The following is an 18895-nucleotide window of genomic DNA, read 5'->3' as shown; positions in this document are numbered from 1 at the left end:
GTCCCACCCGCGGAGCCGCCGCCCCCACCGTCAGGAGGCACCGTGACCCGAGAGCCGGTGGCCGTGGTCGGGATCGGGCAGACCCGGCACAGCGCCGCCCGCCGCGATGTCTCCCTGGCCGGCCTGGTCCGCGAGGCCGCCCACCGCGCCCTGGCCGACGCCCAACTCGGCTGGGCGGACATCGAGGCGGTGGTGATCGGCAAGGCCCCCGACTTCTTCGAGGGCGTGATGACCCCCGAGCTCTACCTCGCCGACGCGCTCGGCGCGGTGGGCAAACCGATGCTGCGGGTGCACACCGCCGGCTCGGTGGGCGGTTCCACCGCCCTGGCCGCCGCCGACCTGGTCGCCGCCCGGCTGCACCGCACCGTGCTCACCGTGGCCTTCGAGAAGCAGTCCGAGTCCAACGCCATGTGGGGGCTGTCGCTGCCCGTCCCCTTCCAGCAGCCGCTGCTGGCCGGCGCCGGCGGCTTCTTCGCCCCGCACGTACGGGCCTACATCCAGCGCAGCGGCGCCCCGGCCGGCATCGGCGCCCTGGTCGCCTACAAGGACCGGCGCAACGCCCTGCGGAACCCGTACGCCCACCTCCACGAGGCGGACCTCACCCTGGAGCGGGTGCGCTCCTCGCCGATGCTGTGGGACCCGATCCGCTACTCCGAGACCTGCCCCTCCTCGGACGGCGCCTGCGCCATGGTGCTCACCGACCGCGCCGGCGCCGCCCGGGCCCCCGCCCCGCCCGCCTGGCTGCACGGCGGCGCGATGCGCAGCGAGCCCACCCTGTTCGCCGGCAAGGACTTCGTCTCCCCGCGAGCCGGCCGGGAGTGCGCGGCCGATGTCTACCGGCAGGCGGGCATCACCGACCCGCGGCGCCAGATCGATGTGGCCGAGATCTACGTACCGTTCAGCTGGTACGAGCCGATGTGGCTGGAGAACCTGGGCTTCGCCGAGCAGGGCACGGGGTGGCGGCTGACCGAGTCGGGGGCCACCGCTCTCGACGGCGAGCTGCCGGTGAACCCCTCCGGCGGGGTGCTCTCCAGCAACCCCATCGGCGCCTCGGGCATGTTGCGCTTCGCCGAGGCCGCGCTCCAGGTGCGCGGACAGGCCGGAGAGCACCAGATCGACGGCGCCAGGACCGCGCTCGGCCACGCCTACGGCGGCGGCGCGCAGTTCTTCGCCATGTGGGTGGTGGGCGCCTCCCCACCGCCCTGACAAAGCGCTGGCCAGCGCCTATACCACATCCGGGGGGTATCTCCGCGACTTCCTGTCCGGGTCCGTCACCGATGGCTATGGTGGGCGCGGACGATGAACACGGGAGGAGCTGAGGACGTGGCAGACACCACCACCGAACAGCCGCTGGACAGCGGTAAGAAGCCCAATCTCGATCTGACCGGCGCGGAGTGGCGGTCCAGCAGCCAGGGCGCCGGCGATGTCGAGATCGCCTTCGTGGAGGGCTACATCGCGATGCGGGACGGCCGGCACCCGGACGGGCCGGCCCTGATCTTCACCCCCGCGGAGTGGCGTGCCTTCGTCCTCGGCGCCCGCGACGGCGAGTTCGACCTCACCTGACCGGGACGGCCCCGGACCGCCGTCTCCCCCCGCGCCCGCCGGGGGAGACGCCCGGCCGACGGCGACCTGCCCGACGAGCAAGCGCGGGCAGGCCGACGCCGTCTCAGACGAGTACCACGCAGCCCCGCTCGCGCAGGGCCCGCAGCGGCCGTTGGTCCTCGTCCACCGGTGTCCAGCGCAGATCGAGCTTCTCCAGTGAGGGAAGCTCGGCTACCCAGGCCGGCACCTCGTGCAGCGGATTGCCGCGCAGGTCGATCCGGCGCAGCAGCGGCAGCCCGCGTAGCGCCTCCGGCACCGCCCCCAGAGCGTTGTCCCGCAGCTCCACCAGTCGCAGTTCGCGCAGCCCGGCCAGACTCCGGGGCAGCCCGGTCAGCCGGTTGCCGCGCAGCCACAACTCCCGCAGGGCGACCAGTCCCCCCAGGCTCTCCGGCAGTTCGGCCAGCGCGTTGTGCTGCGCCCGCAGTTCGGTGAGGGCGGCCAGCCGGCCGAGCGATGCGGGCAGCTTGACCAGCCGGTTCTCCCCGATGTTCAGATAGCCCAGCCGGGTCAGCCCGCCGATGCTTTCCGGCAGTTCGGCCAGGTCGTTGTCGTGCAGATACAGGCAGCCACTCAACTCGGCCAATCCGCCGATCTCCTCCGGCACCCGCACCAGCCGGTTGTGCCCCAGGTCCAGGGTGCGCAGCCGGCGCAGCCGGCCGATGTCCGGCGGGAGTGCGGTGAGCCGGTTGTCGGCGAGGATCAGCACCTCCAGATCGGTCCGCCGCCACACCTCGTCCGGAACCTCGTCCAGACCGGCCTTCCAGTAATCGCCTCCACGGTTCACCCGACGCAGCCTAGCCACCTGGATCGGGGAGCGTTCGGGTTCCTCGCGGGATGCCGGAATGCCGGCCCGACAGCCCGGAGTGGGATCCGGCGGCCGCCAAGCCCCGGTCGACGGCTGCCGATCCGCCGCGGCGCCTCCGCCCCAGGCCACCAGGGCCCGTCACGCTGAGCGCCGGCACACCACCGCGGGACGATGCCCCGGCGACTCCGCTACCCGACGCGCCCCGCTACCCGACGCGGCCCGTCCCCTCTCCGGGGGCCGGCTCGCCGAGTGGGCCGAGGTCCGCCCAGGGGCGCAGGCGGCCACTGCCGGCCGCGGCGACGCCCCGCGCGTCGTACCGGGAGGTCTCCAGCGACCAGGCGAGGCTGCCGGCCATCACATGCCGCATGCCGTCGGCGTAGCGGGCGGTGTGCCGGATGAGTTCCGGCCCCGCGCCGTGCCGGCCGAGCCAGCCGGGAAGTTGGGCGGCGAGCTCCTCGAAGTACCGGTAGCGCGCGTTGGCGAGGCCGGCCACGTGCCGCACCGCCTGCTCCAGGGTGCCGCCCTCCCGCCCCCGGTGCAGCAGCACGCTGTTGTGGACGTCCCCGGCCGCCAGCTCCTTGTCCAGCGAGACGATGTCGTTGATGAAGATCACCACATCGTCGGTGGCCTCCCGCATCCGGGCCAGCGGGAAGCCGGTGTGCACCGCGTCCGGCAGCGCGTACCCGCCGAACCGCTCGTGCAGGTCGAGGCAGGGCTGCACACCCACCGAATGGCGTTTGACGGCCAGCAGGGCGTCCAGCGAGTGCGGGGCCGGTCCGGTGCGGTCCGCGGCCTCCCGCTTGTGCGCGTCGACATAGCCGCACCAGTTGGTGCGGAAGCGGTTCCGCCAGACCTCGGGCATCCCGGAGTTGATCCGCCGCCACAGGTCCCGGAAGCTGGCCAGCAGCGGGCTGTCGCCCGGGACCGGGCCGCGCCGGTCCGGCTCCTGGGTGATCCGCACCACGCTGTCCACCAGCCGTGCCACGGCCTGGGGGCGGTGCCCCAACTCGCCGTCGAACTGGTCGTCGAAGACAAAGAACCAGCCGTTCAGGTCGTTGGCGAGAGCGAGCTCCGCGCCGACCGCCTGGGGATAGAAGAGCGCCGACAGCCGGTCCAGACGCAGCGCGTCGTACTCGGCGACCGCCGCCTCGTCTCCCCGGAACACCCCGAAGCCGCGCAGCCATCCGATGGTGTGCCGCCGGGCGGACTCCCCGTCCGGGCTCGCCGCCGTGCCCACCGGAACGGCGAGCAGCTCCGCTCGCCGCGTGAGATCGGACTCCAGCTCCCATGGCCGCATGATCGTCGTGTTCATCGTTCCCACCCGTCACCGAGGCAACTCCACTGCCGCCCGCGAGGGACCGTTCCGGTGATCCACTCGCGCTCGGACTACAGCATCGTCGCGCGATCAGAGGGCGATCGATAGCCCGCACGTCGAATTGGCGTGTGCCAGTGGCTCATGCCAACGAGATTTGTGGCCCCTGGGGTGCTACGGAGTGTCCCTGAGGGCTACGCTCAGCGTGACCTGCCGAAGGGGAGCCAGACGTGAACGTGGACGCGGAACGCAGCGGGCGGCCGGGCCGGGCACTTGTCGAACGGGACGCCGAACTCGGCGCGGTCGAAGCGGCGTTGAAGGAGCTGACCGGATCCGGGGACGGTGCCGCGGAGCCGCGCACCGGAGGGGTGATCGCCTTCGCCGGACCGGCCGGTGTGGGCAAGACCGCACTCCTGGCCGAGCTGCGCCGCCAGGCGGCCGGCCGCCGCTGCACCGTGCTCTTCGCCCGCGGCGGCGAACACGAGCAGGGCGTCGCCTTCCACGTCGTGCGCCAGCTGCTGCAACCACTGCTGGCCGCGGTCGGCGAGGACGAGCACCGCAGGATCCTGGGGAGTTGGTACGACATCGTCGCCCCGGCCGTCGGCCTGGTGGCCTCGCCGGACGCCGGCGCGCCCGACCCGCAGGGCGTACGGGACGGGCTCGACTGGCTGGTGACCCGGTTAGCCGTGGAGTACGCCCCGGTGGTCATGGTCCTGGACGACGCCCACTGGGCCGACGCCGAATCCCTGGACTGGTTCACCCGGTTCGCGCCCCGCGCCCAGGACCTGCCGATGCTGCTGGCCGTCGGCTACCGCCCGGAGGACCTGTCCGCCGACGCCGCGGACTTCCGCCGGCTCGCCGAGCGCCAGGGCTCCCGACCCCATCTGCTGGCCCCGCTCACCCCGGCCGCGGTCGTCCGCATGGTCCGCGACGTCCTCGGCGAGGAGGCCGAGGACGGCTTCTGCCGGGAGTGCTGGGCCGTCACCGGCGGCAACCCCTTCGAGCTGGTCGAACTGACCGCCAAGATCCGCGACCAGGAGATCAAGCCCCAGTCCGCCAACACCACCGAGCTCCGCGGCCTGGCCTCCCGGGTCCGGGACAACGGCCTGCTGGACCGCCTGGAGCGGCTCGGCGGCAGCGCCACCCGGCTGGCCTGGGCGGTCGCCGTCCTGGGCACCGAGGCCACCCCGGCACTGGCCGCCAGCGTCGCCGCGCTCAGCGGTGCCGAGACCGCGGAGCTGATCGTCAAGCTCGGTGACGCCCGCATCCTGGCCCGCTGCACGGCCCGCGAGGACACCGTGGAGTTCCTCCACCCGCTGATCGCCACCGCCGTCTACCGGGCCATCCCGGGAGCCATGCGGGTCGCCATGCACGGCCAGGCCGCCGCCGCGGTGCTCAACGCCGGGCTCGGCGCCGCCGCGGGCGGCCGGCACATGCTGGAGATGCACCCGGAGGCCGACACCTGGGTGGTCGAACAGCTCCGCGAGGCGGCCCGCGACTATCTGCGCGCCGGCGCCCCGGACGCGGCCCGCCGCTGTCTGGAGCGCGCCCTGCGGGAACCGCCCGTCCTGGAGGACCGCGCCGCCGTCCTGTTCGAACTCGGCTGCTCCACCTCGCTCACCGCCCCCGCCACCACCGTCAACCATCTGCGGGCCGCGCTGGAGGAGCCGGTGCTGGACCCCGCCCTGCGCGAGGCCATCACCGTCCGGCTGGCCCAGGCGTACGGGCACAGCGGCCGGATGGACGAGGCCAGCCGGGTGGTCGCCGCCGAGGCCCAGCGGGCCACCAGCACCCGCACCCGGCTGCGGATGCAGGCCGACCAGTTCATGTGGAACGCCTTCCGGGCCGACGAACCCGACTCGCCGGCCCGCTCCCGGCGACTGGCCCGGCTGGTCGAGCACCTGAGCGGACGCGGCCTGGCCGAGCGCTACCTGCTGGGTCTGCGGGCCTGGGACGCGGTACTGCGCGGCGAGCCGGCGGCCGACGCCCTGCGCTTCGCCGAGGCCGCGCTGGGCTCCGGGCTCAGCTGGACCGACGACAACTGGGGCTTCGAGGTCCCCGTCCTGGTCAGCCTCACCTTCATGTACTGCGACCAGCCAGGACGCGCCGAGGAGCTGGTCCGCGAGGGACTGCGGATCGCCCACCGGGTCGGCACCTCCACCCCCGCCCAGTGGGCCGCGGTCGGCACGCTGGTGCAGACCCTGCTGGCCGGCGGGCGGGTGGCCGAGGCCCAGCAGGTGGCCCAGGCGTACGGCCACGACGGCACCACGCCCAGCGCGGTGGTCTACCCGGACGCCCAGCTGGTCTACGGAGAGCTGCTGCTCGCCCGCAACCTGCACCGCGAGGCGGGCCGGCAGCTGGCCGCCGTCGGCCGCCGGCTGGAGGCCCGCGGCATCCGCAACCCCTCCTGGTGCCCCTGGCAGGCCCGGCTCTCCCAGGCCCTGTCACCGAACGACCCCGACCAGGCGGCCGAACTGGCCGACGAAGCCCTGCGCCGGGCCCGGCAGTTCGGCACCGACTCGGCGATCGGCCAGGCCCTGCACAACGCCGCCGCGGTGGCCCGCGGACCCCAGCGGATCTCGCTGCTCGCGGAGGCCGTCAGCCACCTGGAGCGCTCACCCGCCGCATACGACCTGGCACTGGCCCTGATCGACCACGGAGCCGCGCTGCGCCGCATCGGACTGCCCCAGGACGCCGGGGAGCTGCTCTACCGCGGACTGGAGGGCGCGCTGCAGTGCGGTGCCGAGGCGCTGGCGGGACGGGCCCGGGACGAGCTGTCCGCGATCGGGCTGCGCCCACTGCAACTGCGGGCGGACGAGACCTACGCCCTCACCCGGCAGGAGCAGGCGGTCGCCGAGCGTGCCGCCCGCGGCCTGCCCGACGCCGGGATCGCGGACGCGCTGGGCCTGGCGGAGACCGAGGTGGCCCGGCTGCTGTCGGGCGTCTACCGCAAGGCGGGAACCAACCGCGAAGGGCTGGCCAGGATGCTGCCGGAGGGCGATCCGCGACAGCGCTGATCCCGCCCGTCTCCCACCATCACCCTTGAACGAAAGTGCTCCGCGCCCGTCTCCCACCACCACCCTCAAACGACGCTCCGCGCCCGCGTCCCGCCCGTCTCCCACCACCACCCTCAAACGACGCTCCGCGCCGCTATCCTCTGGGCCCGCCGCGGTGCCGCTCCCGTGCGGCACCGGGCCACCCCGGCCACGTACCATGTCCGCATGTCGTTCCTCCGCCGCCGCAGCGCCCCCACACCCACCGGCCCGGACTTCGACGTCCTGGCCATGGACCCGGGCGACTGGCCCGGTGATCTCGGCGCCGGGCTGCTGCCCGCGCCGGACGGCAGCTGCCAGGGGGTCTTCCTGCGCTACGACCTGTTCGGCGGTCGCGGCCCGGCCATGATCATCGGAAACCTGCCGGCCGGGTCGCCGGTCCGGGAGCTGGCCGAGGGGCAGGTGCCGTTCGAGGTCAGCCAGCTGCTCGCGGCGCTCGGCAACGACGAGCCGGTGCAGGTGGTGGAAGCCGAGGACACCCCGGTCATGCACGAGGACAACCTGCTCATCGTGCGGCGGATCAAGCTCTCCGAAAGCCGGATCTCCTGCGCCCAGTTCGATCGCAGCGACGGTGTACTGGTGACCATCGCCAGCTGGGACCGCCCCATCACCGACGACCTCTACCGGCTGCTCAAGCCGCTCCCCGCGGAGATGTTCCAGCAGGGATAGCCGCAGGGGGCCGGCGGGCCGTCGACCGAACATACGGCCCGCGAAATTTTTTTCTCACCTGGCTGTTACCAGGAAGTAATCGCGACTGCTTGGATGTGCGGGTCCCCCTGCCCCCACACTCCAGGAGAAGCTCGTGCGCTCCCTGCTCCGCCGCGCCCACGGCGCCGCCGTCGCGACCGCACTGGCCGCCGCCGCCCTCATGGCGGCCCCGACTCCGGCGGGCGCCGCCGAGGTGCCCCAGGTCGACGTGCTGACCTACAACACCTTCCTGATGAGCACCACCCTCTACCCCAACTGGGGCCAGCAGCACCGGGCCCAGGAGATACCGGCGGCCGACTTCTTCCAGGGCCGCGACGCCGTCGTCCTCCAGGAGGCGTTCGACAACACCACCTCCAACGCGCTCAAGGCGAACGCGGCGGCGGCCTACCCGTACCAGACCCCGGTCCTGGGCCGCAGCAAGGACGGCTGGGACGCCACCGGCGGCGGCTACTCCGCCGTCGCCCCCGAGGACGGTGGGGTGACCGTGCTCAGCAAGTGGCCCATCCTCCGCAAGGAGCAGTACGTCTACCACGACGGCTGCGGCAGCGACTGGCTCTCCAACAAGGGCTTCGTCTACACGGTCCTCGACGTGAACGGCACCAGGGTGCACCTGGTCGGCACCCACACCCAGTCCACCGACCCGGCCTGCGCCGCGGGCCAGGCCGCCCAGATCCGCGCCAAGCAGTTCAAGGAGCTGGACGCCTTCCTGGACGCCAAGAACATCCCGGCCGGTGAGCAGGTGATCGTCGCCGGCGACCTCAACGTGGACTCACGCAGCCCCGAACACGCCACCATGCTGGCCGACGCCGGACTGGTGGACGCCGACCGCACCGGCCACCCCTACTCCTTCGACACCCAGGACAACTCGATCGCGGCCTACCGCTACCCCGACGACCCCCGCGAGGACCTGGACTACGTCCTCCACCGCCAGGGCCACGCCCGCCCCGCCACCTGGCACAACGAGGTCATCCAGGAGCAGACCGCCCCCTGGACCGTCACCAGTTGGGGCAAGCGCTACACCTACACCAACCTCTCCGACCACTACCCGGTCACCGGCTCCTGACCCGTCGCACCGGCGCCGGGCCCCCGCGCCACCTCGCACGGCGCGGGGGTGCCCCGCCTCCGTCCCGATCGCGCGGCGATGACGCCCTGCGCCGACGGCAACGGAGGCATCACCGCACAGCACCGCCGGCACGCGCCAAGGGTCCGTGCTCACTTCGGGGCGAGGATGTCATCGGGGAGGCCGAGATGGTGACGGAGCGCCTGTCGGCCGGTGGGGGTGACGGCGACGGCGCGGGTGGTGCCGATGCGGGTGATCCAGTCGGTGTCGAACGCGTGGCGGCACAGCGCGGCGCCGACGGCGCCGGCCAGGTGCGGGCGGCGTTCGGTCCAGTCCAGGCATGACCGCACCGACGGCCGGCGTGTGCCGGTCGGGACGGTGATGCCGAGATCACCGAGCCAGGTCGTCCCCTCGGCGGTGAGCCGCAGCCCGTGCTCCAGGTCCACCAGCCCCCGCTCGATCATCGCGTCGGTGATGGCGACCCCGACGGCCCCGGCGAGGTGGTCGTAGCAGGTGCGGGCGTGGGCGAGGGCCTGTCGGCGGCCGGCCGCCGACAGAGTGCGGGGAGCCGGGGCGCGCTGGGGTGCCATCGCGGCGAGGCTCTCGATCAGCTCGGCGACGTGCGGACCGGCCAGACGTACGTAGCGGTGGCGGCCCTGCCGCTCCTCGGCCAGCAGGTTTCCGCCCACCAGCGCGTGCAGGTGCTCGGTGGCGGTCGACGGCGCCACCCCGACATGGCGGGCCAGCTCCGTCGCCGTCCAGGCCCGACCGTCGAGCAGGGCCAGGCAGAAGCCCGCCCGTGTGCCATCGGCCAGCAGCCTCGCCATGGAGGCCAGGTCGGGACCGGTTCCGTGTGTGCGACGCGTGTCCATGGGGGCAATTGTCACCCACGACACTTCGGCCGCCGCCGAAGCGACCGAATCCTAGGCTGCCCGCCATGAACACAGCCCCTCCCCATGCCCTGCCTGCGGAAACAGCGGTCACCCATGTCGAGATCGAGCCGAGCGTCCTGTACTTCGGGACGCCGGTGGTGCTCCTGTCGACAGAGAACCAGGATGGTTCGTTCAATCTTGCCCCGATATCCTCCGCCTGGGCCCTCGGCCAGACGGTCGTCCTCGGACTCGGCCGTGAGGGGCAGAGCGCGTACAACCTCGGCAGCCGCCCCGATCTGGTGATCAATCTGCCGGCTCCCGCCCAGTGGCCGGCGGTGGAGCGGCTGGCACCGCTGACCGGCCGCAACCCGGTACCCGCGAGCAAGCACGAGGGCTGCCGCTTCGAAGCGGACAAGTTCGCCGCGGCCGGCCTGACCGCCGAACCGTCCCATCGGGTCCGGCCGCCTCGGGTCGCCGGATGCCCGATCCAGCTGGAGGCCCGCGCCGAGCGGGTGCTGCCGGACGTCTCCGGAGAATTCGTCATCGTCGAGACCGTGGTGCGCACCGTCCACGCCGACTCCCGCATCGTCGTCCCCGGCACCGATCACATCGACCCCGCGGTGTGGAGCCCCCTCATCTACAACTTCCGCCACTACTTCGGGCTCGGCCCGGAACTCGGCCACTCCTACCGCACCCAGACGCCCCGAGGCCCCCGAGAGTCCGCGCTCGACGGCACCGCGTCCCGTTAGACCGCCGACCACCCCGGCCCGCGGACGCGCCCCCCGACGCGTCCGCGGGCCGGAACACCGGAGCCGGCAGGCCCGGCCGTGCGGGTGGTCCTCAGGCGCCGGACCGCCGCACCGTCACGTCGGCGGCCTTCACATAGGCCACCCGGTGCCCGAACTGGATCTGGTAGTAGGTTTCCTCGCCGCGCACCACCACATGCCCGGCCGGGTCGAAGGTGGTCGCCCACAGGTACTCGCCCTGGGTCCGCAGACCCATCGGGTACTCCTGCCCGGCCGTCAGCTTGTACGGCAGGGCCAGGACCGACTGCACCGGCACGCCCGCGGGGTACGCCGTCTTCTCCGGGTAGGCGCGCCCGTACACCGGGATCTCCGTGGCGCCCGGCTTCGGGGTCACCACCCAGCCCTTGGCGTCCAGGGCGGTCGGCGCGTCGGCCGGGTTGTGGAACCACGCCTTCTGCCCCAGGTACCAGATCGCCGTCCAGTCACCCGAGCGTTCGGCCACCGCGAACTGCTGTCCGGTGGAGGCCCGCGCCCCGGTGTCGTTGACCCCGGTCGTGGAGTCGGCGCCGTTCGGCCGCAGCCCGATGTCCTTCACCAGCGGGGACTCCTCGCTGGGGCCGGTGTGCAACCGCACCGCGCCCGAGCCGTGCGGGACGCAGGCCTGTCCGGCCTTCTCGCAGCCGGTGTAGACCGGCTGGTGGGACTCGTAGTCGGGCCGGATGGTGACCAGTCCGCCGTGCGGCCCCGCGGTCCGGTGCAAGGGGGCGCCCAGCAGCCTGAAGTAGTGCGCCCAGTCCCAGTACGGGCCGGGGTCGGTGTGCATGCCGGGGATGCCCGAGGGCGTGGTGCCCGGCACGTTGTCGTGGCCCAGGATGTGCTGCCGGTCCAGCGGGATGTCGTACCGATGGGCCAGATAGCGCACCAGCCGGGCCGAGTTGCGGTACATCGCCTCCGTGTACCAGGCGTCCGGCGCGGTCAGGAACCCCTCGTGCTCCAGGCCCACCGACTTGGAGTTCACGTACCAGTTGCCGGCGTGCCAGGCGACGTCCTTGGTCGGCACGTGCTGGGCGATCTGCCCGTCCGCCGACCGCAGGGTGTAGTGCCAGGACACGTAGGTCGGGTCCTGCACCAGCTGGAGGGTGGTGTCCCAGGTGGCCTCGGTGTCATGGATGACGATGTAGTCGACCTGCTGGGAGGCCGGACGGTCCGCCTTGTCGTGGTTGCCGTAGTCACCGCCGCCCAGATCCTGGTAGGGCGCCGGGATCCACTCGCAGGCCACGCTCGCCGGGCACTCGGTGTTCGGGTCCCGTTCCCGGTCCCGCAGGCCCAGTCGGCGCAGCTGAGCGGTGTCCGGCTCCAGCCGGGCGTCGGCCGCGAGCTCCACCCGCTGGCCGGACGGGGTGGTGCGCCGCTCCCCGGCGCGGATCACCTGGAACACGTCGTCGGCGAAGACCGCGGCGGTCCGGGCGTCCTCGGCCCCGGAATAGTGCGCCACCGCCGCGTACCAGTCGGCCGGGTCGGCGCTCAGCGGCAGGCCGAGGCGCCGCTGTTCGGCGGCGAGCAGGGCCGCCCCGCCGCGTACGTTGGCGGCCTCGGTGCGCCGCAGCTCCGCGGCCGGCAGGCCGGTCAGCTCGGCGGCCCGGTCCAGGGTGCGCAGCCGGGCCGGGAGCGCGCCCGAGGAGTCCGGGGTGGTCGTGGTGGACGGCGCCGCGACGCTCTTCACCGCCCGGGCGGCGTCCCCGCGCGCGTCCTCGGTGCCCTCGCTGTGGTGCGGGGTGCCGGCCAGCGCGGTACGGGCGTCGGTCAGGTGCATCGGGCCGTAGCCGCCGGTCACGCTGGGGGCGCCGAAGTGGCCGTCCCAGCGCGACTCCAGATAGGAGACGCCCAGCAGCACGCTCTGCGGGATGTGGTACTCCTCGGCGGCGTCGGCGAACGCCTGCTGGAGGGTGCCGGACCGGGGCTCGCCGGCGGTGGCGGCGGGGGCGGCGGAGATCAGGGGGAGCAGCAGGGCCGCGGACGCCGCGGCGCCGGCGGTCCGTAGTGCCAGGGTGCGGGAGGTGGTTCTGACGATTCGTGGCTGGGCGGATCCTCGCAATGCAGCCTCCTCGGGGTGGGCCTGACCACGCGCCTGGCGGGGCGTGTGAGGCCGGACGCACCTAGAGGTATCCGCTGGCGGACGCCCCGTCAATCATGTGCGTACCCCGGGGATCCGCGCGTCACCGCCGGTGCCGGAGGGTTTCCCGGCACCGGCCTTCGGGCCTGCGGCGCGTCAGTGGTGCATAACGGTGACGCGCCCGCACGTCGGTTCCGCGGGCGTTTCGCGGCGACCCGGTACGGCGGGCGTTTCCGCGGCGACCCGGTACGGGAGGCCGGCCCGGGTGCCCGGTCCACCGGAGCCCGCACGGACGCGTGCCGGGGCTGGCCGTCCGTGCGGTCGGTGCAGCACCCCGGTGGCGGTTCGGCTGCCCGGTTCACCGCGGCCCGCACGGACGTCGCCAGGTCGTGTCCGTCCGTGCGGTGCCCGGATTCGTGCCCGCCGCGGCCCGGGTGCGGACGGCGGCCCGCAGGGGAGGCTGTGTCGGGGGTCGTCGCCGGCCGGTCGGCGCGGCACCACGGTGCCGGTTCAGCGGGTGCCCACCGCGGCCCGTACCGCACGCCGGGCCAGGGCGCAGTCGTCATGCAGCCGGCGCAGCAGCAGCCGCTGCTCCTCACCCGCACTGACCGCGCCGGGCGGCACTGGAGCGGGGTCGGTCATGGTGCGATGCACGGCCGTCTCGTAGGTGCGGATCTCCCGCGTCAGCACCAGCATCAGGTTCACCAGGAAGGCGTCCCGCGCGACCGGTCCGCCGGCCTGCGCCTGGGCGGCGATGTGGCGGCGCTCGGCCGGGGCCTCGCCGAGCGCGGTCCACAGCGTCGCCAGGTCGTAGCCCGGGAGGTACCAGCCCGCGTGGTCCCAGTCGACCAGCGCCGCCCCGGCGGGGGAGAGCAGGACGTTGTTCAGCTGGGCGTCGCCGTGGCAGAACTGCCCGCGCCCCTGCCGCCCCGGCGCGTGCGCCAGCCCGTGCAGCAGCTTCTGCAGATCGCCCATGTCCCGGTCGGTCAGCAGCCCCAGCTCGTGGTAGCGGGCCAGCCGGGCGGCGTAGTCGATGGGCGCCTCGAACCGTCCGGCCGGCGGTCGCCAGGCGTTGATCCGGCAGATGGCGCCGAGCGCGGCCCGGATGTCGGCGCGCGGCGGCGGCTCCGTCGGATAGCGCTGCAGGGCGGCCACCCGGCCCGGCATCCGCTCCACCACCAGCGTGCAGTTGTCGGGGTCCGCGGCGATGAGCCGGGGGACGCGTACGGGAGGCCGGTGCCGGACGAACGCCCGGTACGCCCCTATTTCCTGCCGGAACCGCTCGGCCCAGGCCGGCGAGTGGTCCAGCAGGCACTTGGCCACCGCGCTGCTGCGCCCGGTGGTGCCGACCAGCAGTACGGACCGTCCGCTCCGACGGAGCACCTGGACCGGGTTGAACTCGGGGCAGATCCGGTGCACCGACGCCAGCGCGGTGCGCAGCTGCGCCCCCTGCGGTCCGGAGAGGTCGAGCCGGCCGCTGACCGGCTGCGGCCCGAGTCCCGGCGCGGCCCGCCGTGCCCGCCCGCCGTGGGTGGGGTCGAGATAGGGCCCACCACCGACTTGCGGGCGGTGCGTCCGGGTTGGAACGGACACGGAGGACGATGCTGCGTACATGGGCAATACAGATCCCTTCGCGTGCCGACGACTAGCGCGCGCCCGGCCCAGGAGGTGGCTCACACCCTGGGGAATGCGGTCCGACCTCCAGGCCGGGTGGCGCTTTCCTACACCACACCCGGCCGCGGGTGGCACACCATCTGGCGGACCCTGGCGAACCCTGGCGAATAGTCGCCTGGCCCGTGACAGGCGGTTAGTGTCGAACCAGCCGAGGAACCTGGGGGCTTGACGTGACGAGGGAACCCAACACCCGACTTGCGGACCTGTTCGGCCTGGCCGGCTGGTCCAAGGGTGAGCTCGCGAGGCTCGTGAACCGGAAGGCGGCGGCCATGGGCCATCCGCAGCTGGCGACCGACACCTCCCGGGTCCGGCGCTGGATCGAGACCGGCGAGACGCCGCGCGATCCGGTGCCGAAGGTCTTGGCAGCCCTGTTCACCGAGCGTCTCGGTCGTGTTGTGACCACTGAGGACCTCGGATTCGGGCGGCAAGGGCGTACCGGGAGGGGCCGGTCGGACGACGACCTTCCCTGGTCACCCGAGCGTGTGGCCGCGGTCCTCACCGAATTCACGGGAATGGACCTTATGTTCAACCGACGCGGCTTGGTGGGCGCGGGCGTGGCGCTCACCGCAGGCTCGGCGCTCAGCAGCGCCATGTACGACTGGCTGCACTCCGACCCCGCCCTGGCGGGCGACGCCCCCCGACTCGACGACCCCCTGCACGCCGACCCGGCGAGCTTCGACCGCTATGAGGCGGCACCCGTCGGATCCCTGGAGATCGACGCGCTGGAGCAGTCGGTGGACATCTTCCGCGCCTGGGACGCCTCCCGCGGCGGCGGCCTCCAGCGCAAGGCCGTGGTGGGCCAGCTCAACGAGGTGGGCGGGATGCTCTCCTTCCGCCACCCCGACCATCTGCAACGCAGACTATGGGGGGTGGCGGCCAACCTGGCGGTGCTCGCCGGCTGGATGTCGCACGACGTGGGCCTGGAACCCACCGCCCAGAAGTACTTCGTGATCGCCGCGCACGCGGCCCGGGAGGGCGGCGACCGGCCGCGCGCCAGCGAGGCGCTCTCCCGCGCCGCCCGGCAGATGGTGCACCTGGGGCGCCCGGACGACGCTCTCGACCTGATGAAGCTGGCCAAGTCCGGCTGCGGTGACGAGACACTGCCGCGCACCCGCGCCATGTTCGCCACCATCGAGGCCTGGGCGCAGGCGTCCATGGGGCACAGCCAGGCGGTGCGGCGCACCCTGGGCGAGGCCGAGGAGCTGTTCGTCTCGGACAAGGGCGACGTGCCCCCGCCGAGCTGGATGCAGCTGTTCAACGAGGCCGACCTGCACGGGATGGAGGGGCTGGTCTACCGCACCCTGGCCGAGCACGACCCGAAGTTCTCGGCCGTCGCCCAGCGGCACGCCAAGGAGGCGCTGCGGATGCGCGAGCGCGGACGGGACCGTTCGCAGATCTTCGACCACATCTCGATCGCCTCGGCGTGCTTCATCGGCGACGATCCGGAGCAGGCGGGCACCTATGCCCGGATGGCGCTGCTCTCCATCGGCGCCAACTCCTCGCACCGCACCTGGGACCGGCTGTCCGAGATGTACCGGCTCACCAACCGGTACGCCCAATCCCCCCGGGTCAAAGAGCTGCGCGAGCAGATCAAGATGGCCATGCCGAAAGAGACCGGGCCGGGTCGTACCGCGTCCGTGTAGTCCCGGCGCCGCCCTGGTGGCGCCGGGTGCCGGTACGGCGGAGTGGTATGCCGTGCGTCCTCGTGCCCTCGACCGGTGTGCCCCGTCTCAACCGATCGCGGGACGGCTCGTGTCGGTGATGAGCCCGCTCATCCCGGGATCCGGGCGATCAGCACGCAGGCGTCGTCCTCGCGCACCTCGTCACCGAAGGCCTCCACCACGGTCCGTACGCACTCCTGGGCCCCGCGTGCCGCGCAGAGCCGGGGGGCGAGCTCCAGCAGCCGCTGGGCTCCTGTGTCGGTGTCCGTGTCCGGGCTGCGCGGGGAGAGCCCGTCGGTGTGCAGCACCAGCAGGTCTCCGGGCCGCAGTTCCTCGGTGGCCTCGGTGTAGTGGGCGTCCGAGGTGGCGCCGAGCAGTACTCCCTCCGGGGGGCGCAGGGCGTGCCCCACCCCGTCGCGGAACAGCAGCGGGGCGGGGTGTCCGGCCTGTGCCCAGACCAGGGTGCGGGCGGCCGGGTCGTAGACCGCGCACAGCGCACTGCCGAGGGCGGGTTGCGTCGTGGCGTCCAGCAGCTGGTTGAGGCAGCCCATCAGCGTCCCCGGCGCCACGCCGGCGACCGCCATGCCGCGCAGCGCGCCGAGCAGCATCGCCATGTTGGTGGTGGCCGCCACGCCGTGCCCGGTCAGGTCGCCGACCGTCAGCAGGGTGCGGTCCTCGGGGAGTTGCAGGGCGTCGTACCAGTCGCCGCCGATCAGGGCGCTGGTCGCGGAGGGCAGGTAGTGGGCGGCCAGGTCGAGTGCGTCCGGTCCGGCGTGAGGGGGCAGCCGCAGCGAGCCCCGCCACGGGGGGAGGACGGACTCCTGCAACTCGACGGCGAGCCGCCGCTCGGTCTGCGCGTGGTGCCGGTGCCGCCGGAGGGTGTCACCGCTCTCGCGCACCGCGTGCTGGCTGCGCCGCAGCTCGCTGACATCGCGCAGCACCGCCCACATCGAGGCGGTGGCGCCGTCGGCGTCCGGCACCGGCTCGCCGACCATGTGGACGGTACGCACCTCACCGCTGGCGCGGGTGATGCGGAACTCCCCGTCCAAGGGTCGGCCGTCCACCAGGCAGGCGGTGATCATGCCGGTGAGCAGGTGCTGGTCCTCGGGGAGCACCCAGGACGGCAGTTCGTCCAGGGTGAGCCCGCCCTCCTCGGGGGAGCGGCCGAAGATCCGGCACAGCTCCGGCGACCAGTCGACCTCGTCGGTGAGGAAGTTCCACTCGGCACTGCCGACCCGGGTGTGCGGGGCGCCCGCCGGCCGGGCGGGCGGTGAGTCCGCGGCGGGCGGGTCCTCGGGCAACCCGTCGCGCAGCTGTCCGAGGTGGGCGCCGAGGTCGTCGAGCTGGTGGGCGGCGAGATCGCACAGGGCGCGCTGCCAGCGCAGCCGGGGGTCGTCCAGCTCGCCGATGGAGGTGGCGGTGGAGTCGCGGCGCACCGCGTCGATACCGCCGCGGAGCCGTCTGGTCTGCGAGATGAGTGCGTCGACCACGCCGCGCTCGGGCGGCTGGGCGGCGAAGTGGTCCGCAGAGCGTGGGGACGGCATGTCGTACTCCGATACGGGCGCGGCGCGGCCGGGTATGGCGGAAGGGACCGGTAACGACTGTTGCACAGGCTGCGACCTCGCGTAAGGGATTCGGCGATACCCGATACGGTGGTGCTTCTGGCATATGACATTGGCCTTCCGGGGGCATAGCCGCGCCGGACTCCCCGGAAGACGCTATTCCGGTAGGCTGCGGCGCTTGGGAATCCGCAGCTCATGCCGTCCGTGCGGCATACCGCGGCCGGAGGGCGGCAAGAATGCCGATCGACGGAAATCCCGTTGCCAGCGAAACACACCGCACCGGATGCTGACCTCATGTTCGATCCAGACATAGCGCCCAGCGGCACCCTGCTCGGCCTCTTGCAGAGAGGCCGCGGCGACGGGACCCTGCACGCCCTCGCGGCGCCGCGGGCCGAGGCGCTCGCGGCACTGCACCAGTGCGTGCTGCACGACCCCCGCCGCGACTGGCAGGTCGAGAACCGCTCCCTGTACTACGCGCGGCTCTGTCTGGACCTCCAGTGCGAGCTGGACGAGATCGAGCGGCACCTGTGCCACCCGGACGACCTGCTCGACACCGCCGAGGAGCGCACCGGCCTCGCCCTGTCCGTACTGGGCCACCTGGCCTCCTACGGCCGCGAGGACGCCCTGCTGCTGCTCCGCCGCTACGCCGCCACCGGCGCCAACTGGGCCTGGGCCCTGGACGAGCTCGCACTGCGCGACGACGACGGCGGGCTGCGCGCCCTGGCCCCGGCCGTGCTGGCCCGCTTCCCCCTGACCCCGGAGGGCGACGCCGAGCTGGCCGCCGCCGTCCGCGGCGCCTACGAGCCCCGGCCCTGGCGGCTGTGGGCCGACGACCCGCGGTACGGCGCCCGGATCCGTGCGGCCCAGGAACGCGGGGCCTTCGACCGCTGGCAGCGCCAGCTCACCCCCTCCGGCCCGCGCCCCGGCTGGAGCGTCCAGGACGTGCTGCGCTGGGCCCAGGCCGACCACGAACCGCTGCCCGGCGTGCGGCGCCACGACGCCGCCGCCCGCTGCCTCACCGCGGTGGCCGGCCCCGAGGACCGGGCCGAGCTGCTCGCCGCCGCCGCCGGCGGCCCGGACGGCGCCCGCGCCGCTGCCCTGCGCCACCTCGCCGAGACCGGCGACCCGGAGGTGCTCGACCTGATCGAGGCCGCCGCCACCGACCCGGCCGGCGAGCCGGTCGCCCAGGCCGCGCTCGCCGCGTTCGAACGGATGCGCAGCGTGGCCGCCCTCGACCGGGCCCGGACCTGGGCGCAGCGGCCGGACGCCCTCGGCGACGCGGCCGCCGCCATGCTCGCCTGCCGCGGTGGCCAGTACGACGCCGGCGCGGTACTGGCCGCACTCCGCAGGACGGTCCGCGGCGCCGGTCCCGACGCCCCGGCCCTGCGGGCCCTGGTGGAGGGCGCCGGCCGCCTGGCCATCGGCTGCGCCGCCCCCGTGCTGCGCCACATCTACCGGGAGACCGCCTCCTCGCACCTGCGCGGTCTCGCCGCCCAGGCGCTGGCCGCCACCGACCCCTCCTTCGGCTCGGGTTTCGCCGTGGAATGCCTCTGGGACTGCGAGGAGAGCACCCGGGAGGTGGCCGCCCGGCACGCCGCCACCGCCGACACGCGGGTGGTCGACCAGCTCCGCCGCCTCGCCGCCGACCCGGCCGAGGAGGCCGAGGTCCAGACCGCGGTCCGCAGCCGCATCGGCCCAGACCCCACCCCCCACTAACCAGTCGGCCC

General features: G+C 73.7%; 14 protein-coding genes. 8 read left to right on the top strand and 6 right to left on the bottom strand.

All coding sequences use genetic code 11. From position 1 onward, the window contains the following. The first annotated feature begins 42 nt into the window (after window positions 1–42). Window positions 43–1206, top strand: a complete 1164-nt coding sequence (locus E4099_RS13330) for a thiolase domain-containing protein (protein ID WP_135339240.1) — start codon at window positions 43–45, stop codon at window positions 1204–1206. A gap of 117 nt (window positions 1207–1323) precedes the next feature. Next, window positions 1324–1563: a DUF397 domain-containing protein gene (locus E4099_RS13325; RefSeq protein WP_135339239.1), complete on the top strand. Its 240-nt coding sequence runs from the start codon at window positions 1324–1326 to the stop codon at window positions 1561–1563. A gap of 103 nt (window positions 1564–1666) precedes the next feature. On the opposite strand, the gene E4099_RS13320 is transcribed toward E4099_RS13325, so the two are convergent. Then, window positions 1667–2386, bottom strand: coding sequence for a leucine-rich repeat domain-containing protein (locus E4099_RS13320; RefSeq protein ID WP_135339238.1), 720 nt, complete (start codon window positions 2384–2386; stop codon window positions 1667–1669). A gap of 226 nt (window positions 2387–2612) precedes the next feature. Next, the gene (locus E4099_RS13315; RefSeq protein WP_135339237.1) at window positions 2613–3719 is read right to left on the bottom strand and encodes an isoafricanol synthase; all 1107 of its coding nucleotides are present in this window, start codon (window positions 3717–3719) and stop codon (window positions 2613–2615) included. A gap of 230 nt (window positions 3720–3949) precedes the next feature. Here E4099_RS13315 and E4099_RS13310 point away from each other — a divergent pair, with 230 nt between their 5' ends. The 3 genes from E4099_RS13310 (at window position 3950) to sph (ending at window position 8543) form a co-directional block, all read left to right on the top strand. Beyond that, on the top strand, window positions 3950–6736 hold the full coding sequence (locus E4099_RS13310; protein WP_245244807.1) for an ATP-binding protein: 2787 nt from the start codon (window positions 3950–3952) through the stop codon (window positions 6734–6736). A gap of 204 nt (window positions 6737–6940) precedes the next feature. Beyond that, window positions 6941–7441, top strand: coding sequence for a hypothetical protein (locus tag E4099_RS13300; protein WP_135339236.1), 501 nt, complete (start codon window positions 6941–6943; stop codon window positions 7439–7441). Between the two features lie 199 nt (window positions 7442–7640). After that, on the top strand, window positions 7641–8543 hold the full coding sequence (sph, locus tag E4099_RS13295) for a sphingomyelin phosphodiesterase (protein ID WP_135339242.1): 903 nt from the start codon (window positions 7641–7643) through the stop codon (window positions 8541–8543). 149 nt (window positions 8544–8692) lie between these two features. On the opposite strand, the gene E4099_RS13290 is transcribed toward sph, so the two are convergent. After that, on the bottom strand, window positions 8693–9412 hold the full coding sequence (locus E4099_RS13290) for an ArsR/SmtB family transcription factor (RefSeq protein ID WP_135339235.1): 720 nt from the start codon (window positions 9410–9412) through the stop codon (window positions 8693–8695). A 65-nt stretch (window positions 9413–9477) separates the two neighbouring features. Between E4099_RS13290 and E4099_RS13285 the strand changes: the two genes are divergently transcribed. Further along, on the top strand, window positions 9478–10161 hold the full coding sequence (locus E4099_RS13285) for a flavin reductase family protein (RefSeq protein ID WP_135339234.1): 684 nt from the start codon (window positions 9478–9480) through the stop codon (window positions 10159–10161). Window positions 10162–10252: 91 nt separating this feature from the next. Here E4099_RS13285 and E4099_RS13280 read toward each other — a convergent pair whose 3' ends face one another. Both E4099_RS13280 and E4099_RS13275 read right to left on the bottom strand, forming a co-directional pair. Further along, on the bottom strand, window positions 10253–12253 hold the full coding sequence (locus tag E4099_RS13280; protein ID WP_386390047.1) for an N-acetylmuramoyl-L-alanine amidase: 2001 nt from the start codon (window positions 12251–12253) through the stop codon (window positions 10253–10255). Window positions 12254–12781: 528 nt separating this feature from the next. After that, window positions 12782–13885 carry an aminoglycoside phosphotransferase family protein gene (locus E4099_RS13275; protein WP_135339233.1) on the bottom strand — a complete coding sequence of 368 codons (1104 nt, stop codon included), beginning with the start codon at window positions 13883–13885 and terminating at the stop codon, window positions 12782–12784. A 230-nt stretch (window positions 13886–14115) separates the two neighbouring features. Between E4099_RS13275 and E4099_RS13270 the strand changes: the two genes are divergently transcribed. Further along, window positions 14116–15588, top strand: coding sequence for a DNA-binding protein NsdB (locus E4099_RS13270; RefSeq protein ID WP_135339232.1), 1473 nt, complete (start codon window positions 14116–14118; stop codon window positions 15586–15588). 128 nt (window positions 15589–15716) lie between these two features. Here the strand turns inward: E4099_RS13270 and E4099_RS13265 are convergent, their stop codons facing one another. Next, window positions 15717–17150 carry a PP2C family protein-serine/threonine phosphatase gene (locus E4099_RS13265; protein ID WP_135339231.1) on the bottom strand — a complete coding sequence of 478 codons (1434 nt, stop codon included), beginning with the start codon at window positions 17148–17150 and terminating at the stop codon, window positions 15717–15719. A 312-nt stretch (window positions 17151–17462) separates the two neighbouring features. Between E4099_RS13265 and E4099_RS13260 the strand changes: the two genes are divergently transcribed. Further along, complete coding sequence (locus E4099_RS13260; RefSeq protein ID WP_135339230.1) at window positions 17463–18884, top strand: HEAT repeat domain-containing protein; 1422 nt, start codon at window positions 17463–17465, stop codon at window positions 18882–18884. The last annotated feature ends 11 nt before the right edge of the window (window positions 18885–18895 follow it).

It is taken from the genome of Streptomyces palmae (genome assembly GCF_004684805.1).
Taxonomy (GTDB): Bacteria; Actinomycetota; Actinomycetes; order Streptomycetales; family Streptomycetaceae; genus Streptomyces; species Streptomyces palmae.
The sequence above is the reverse complement of the archived record's forward strand: the minus strand, read 5'-3'. Positions and strand labels throughout refer to the sequence as shown.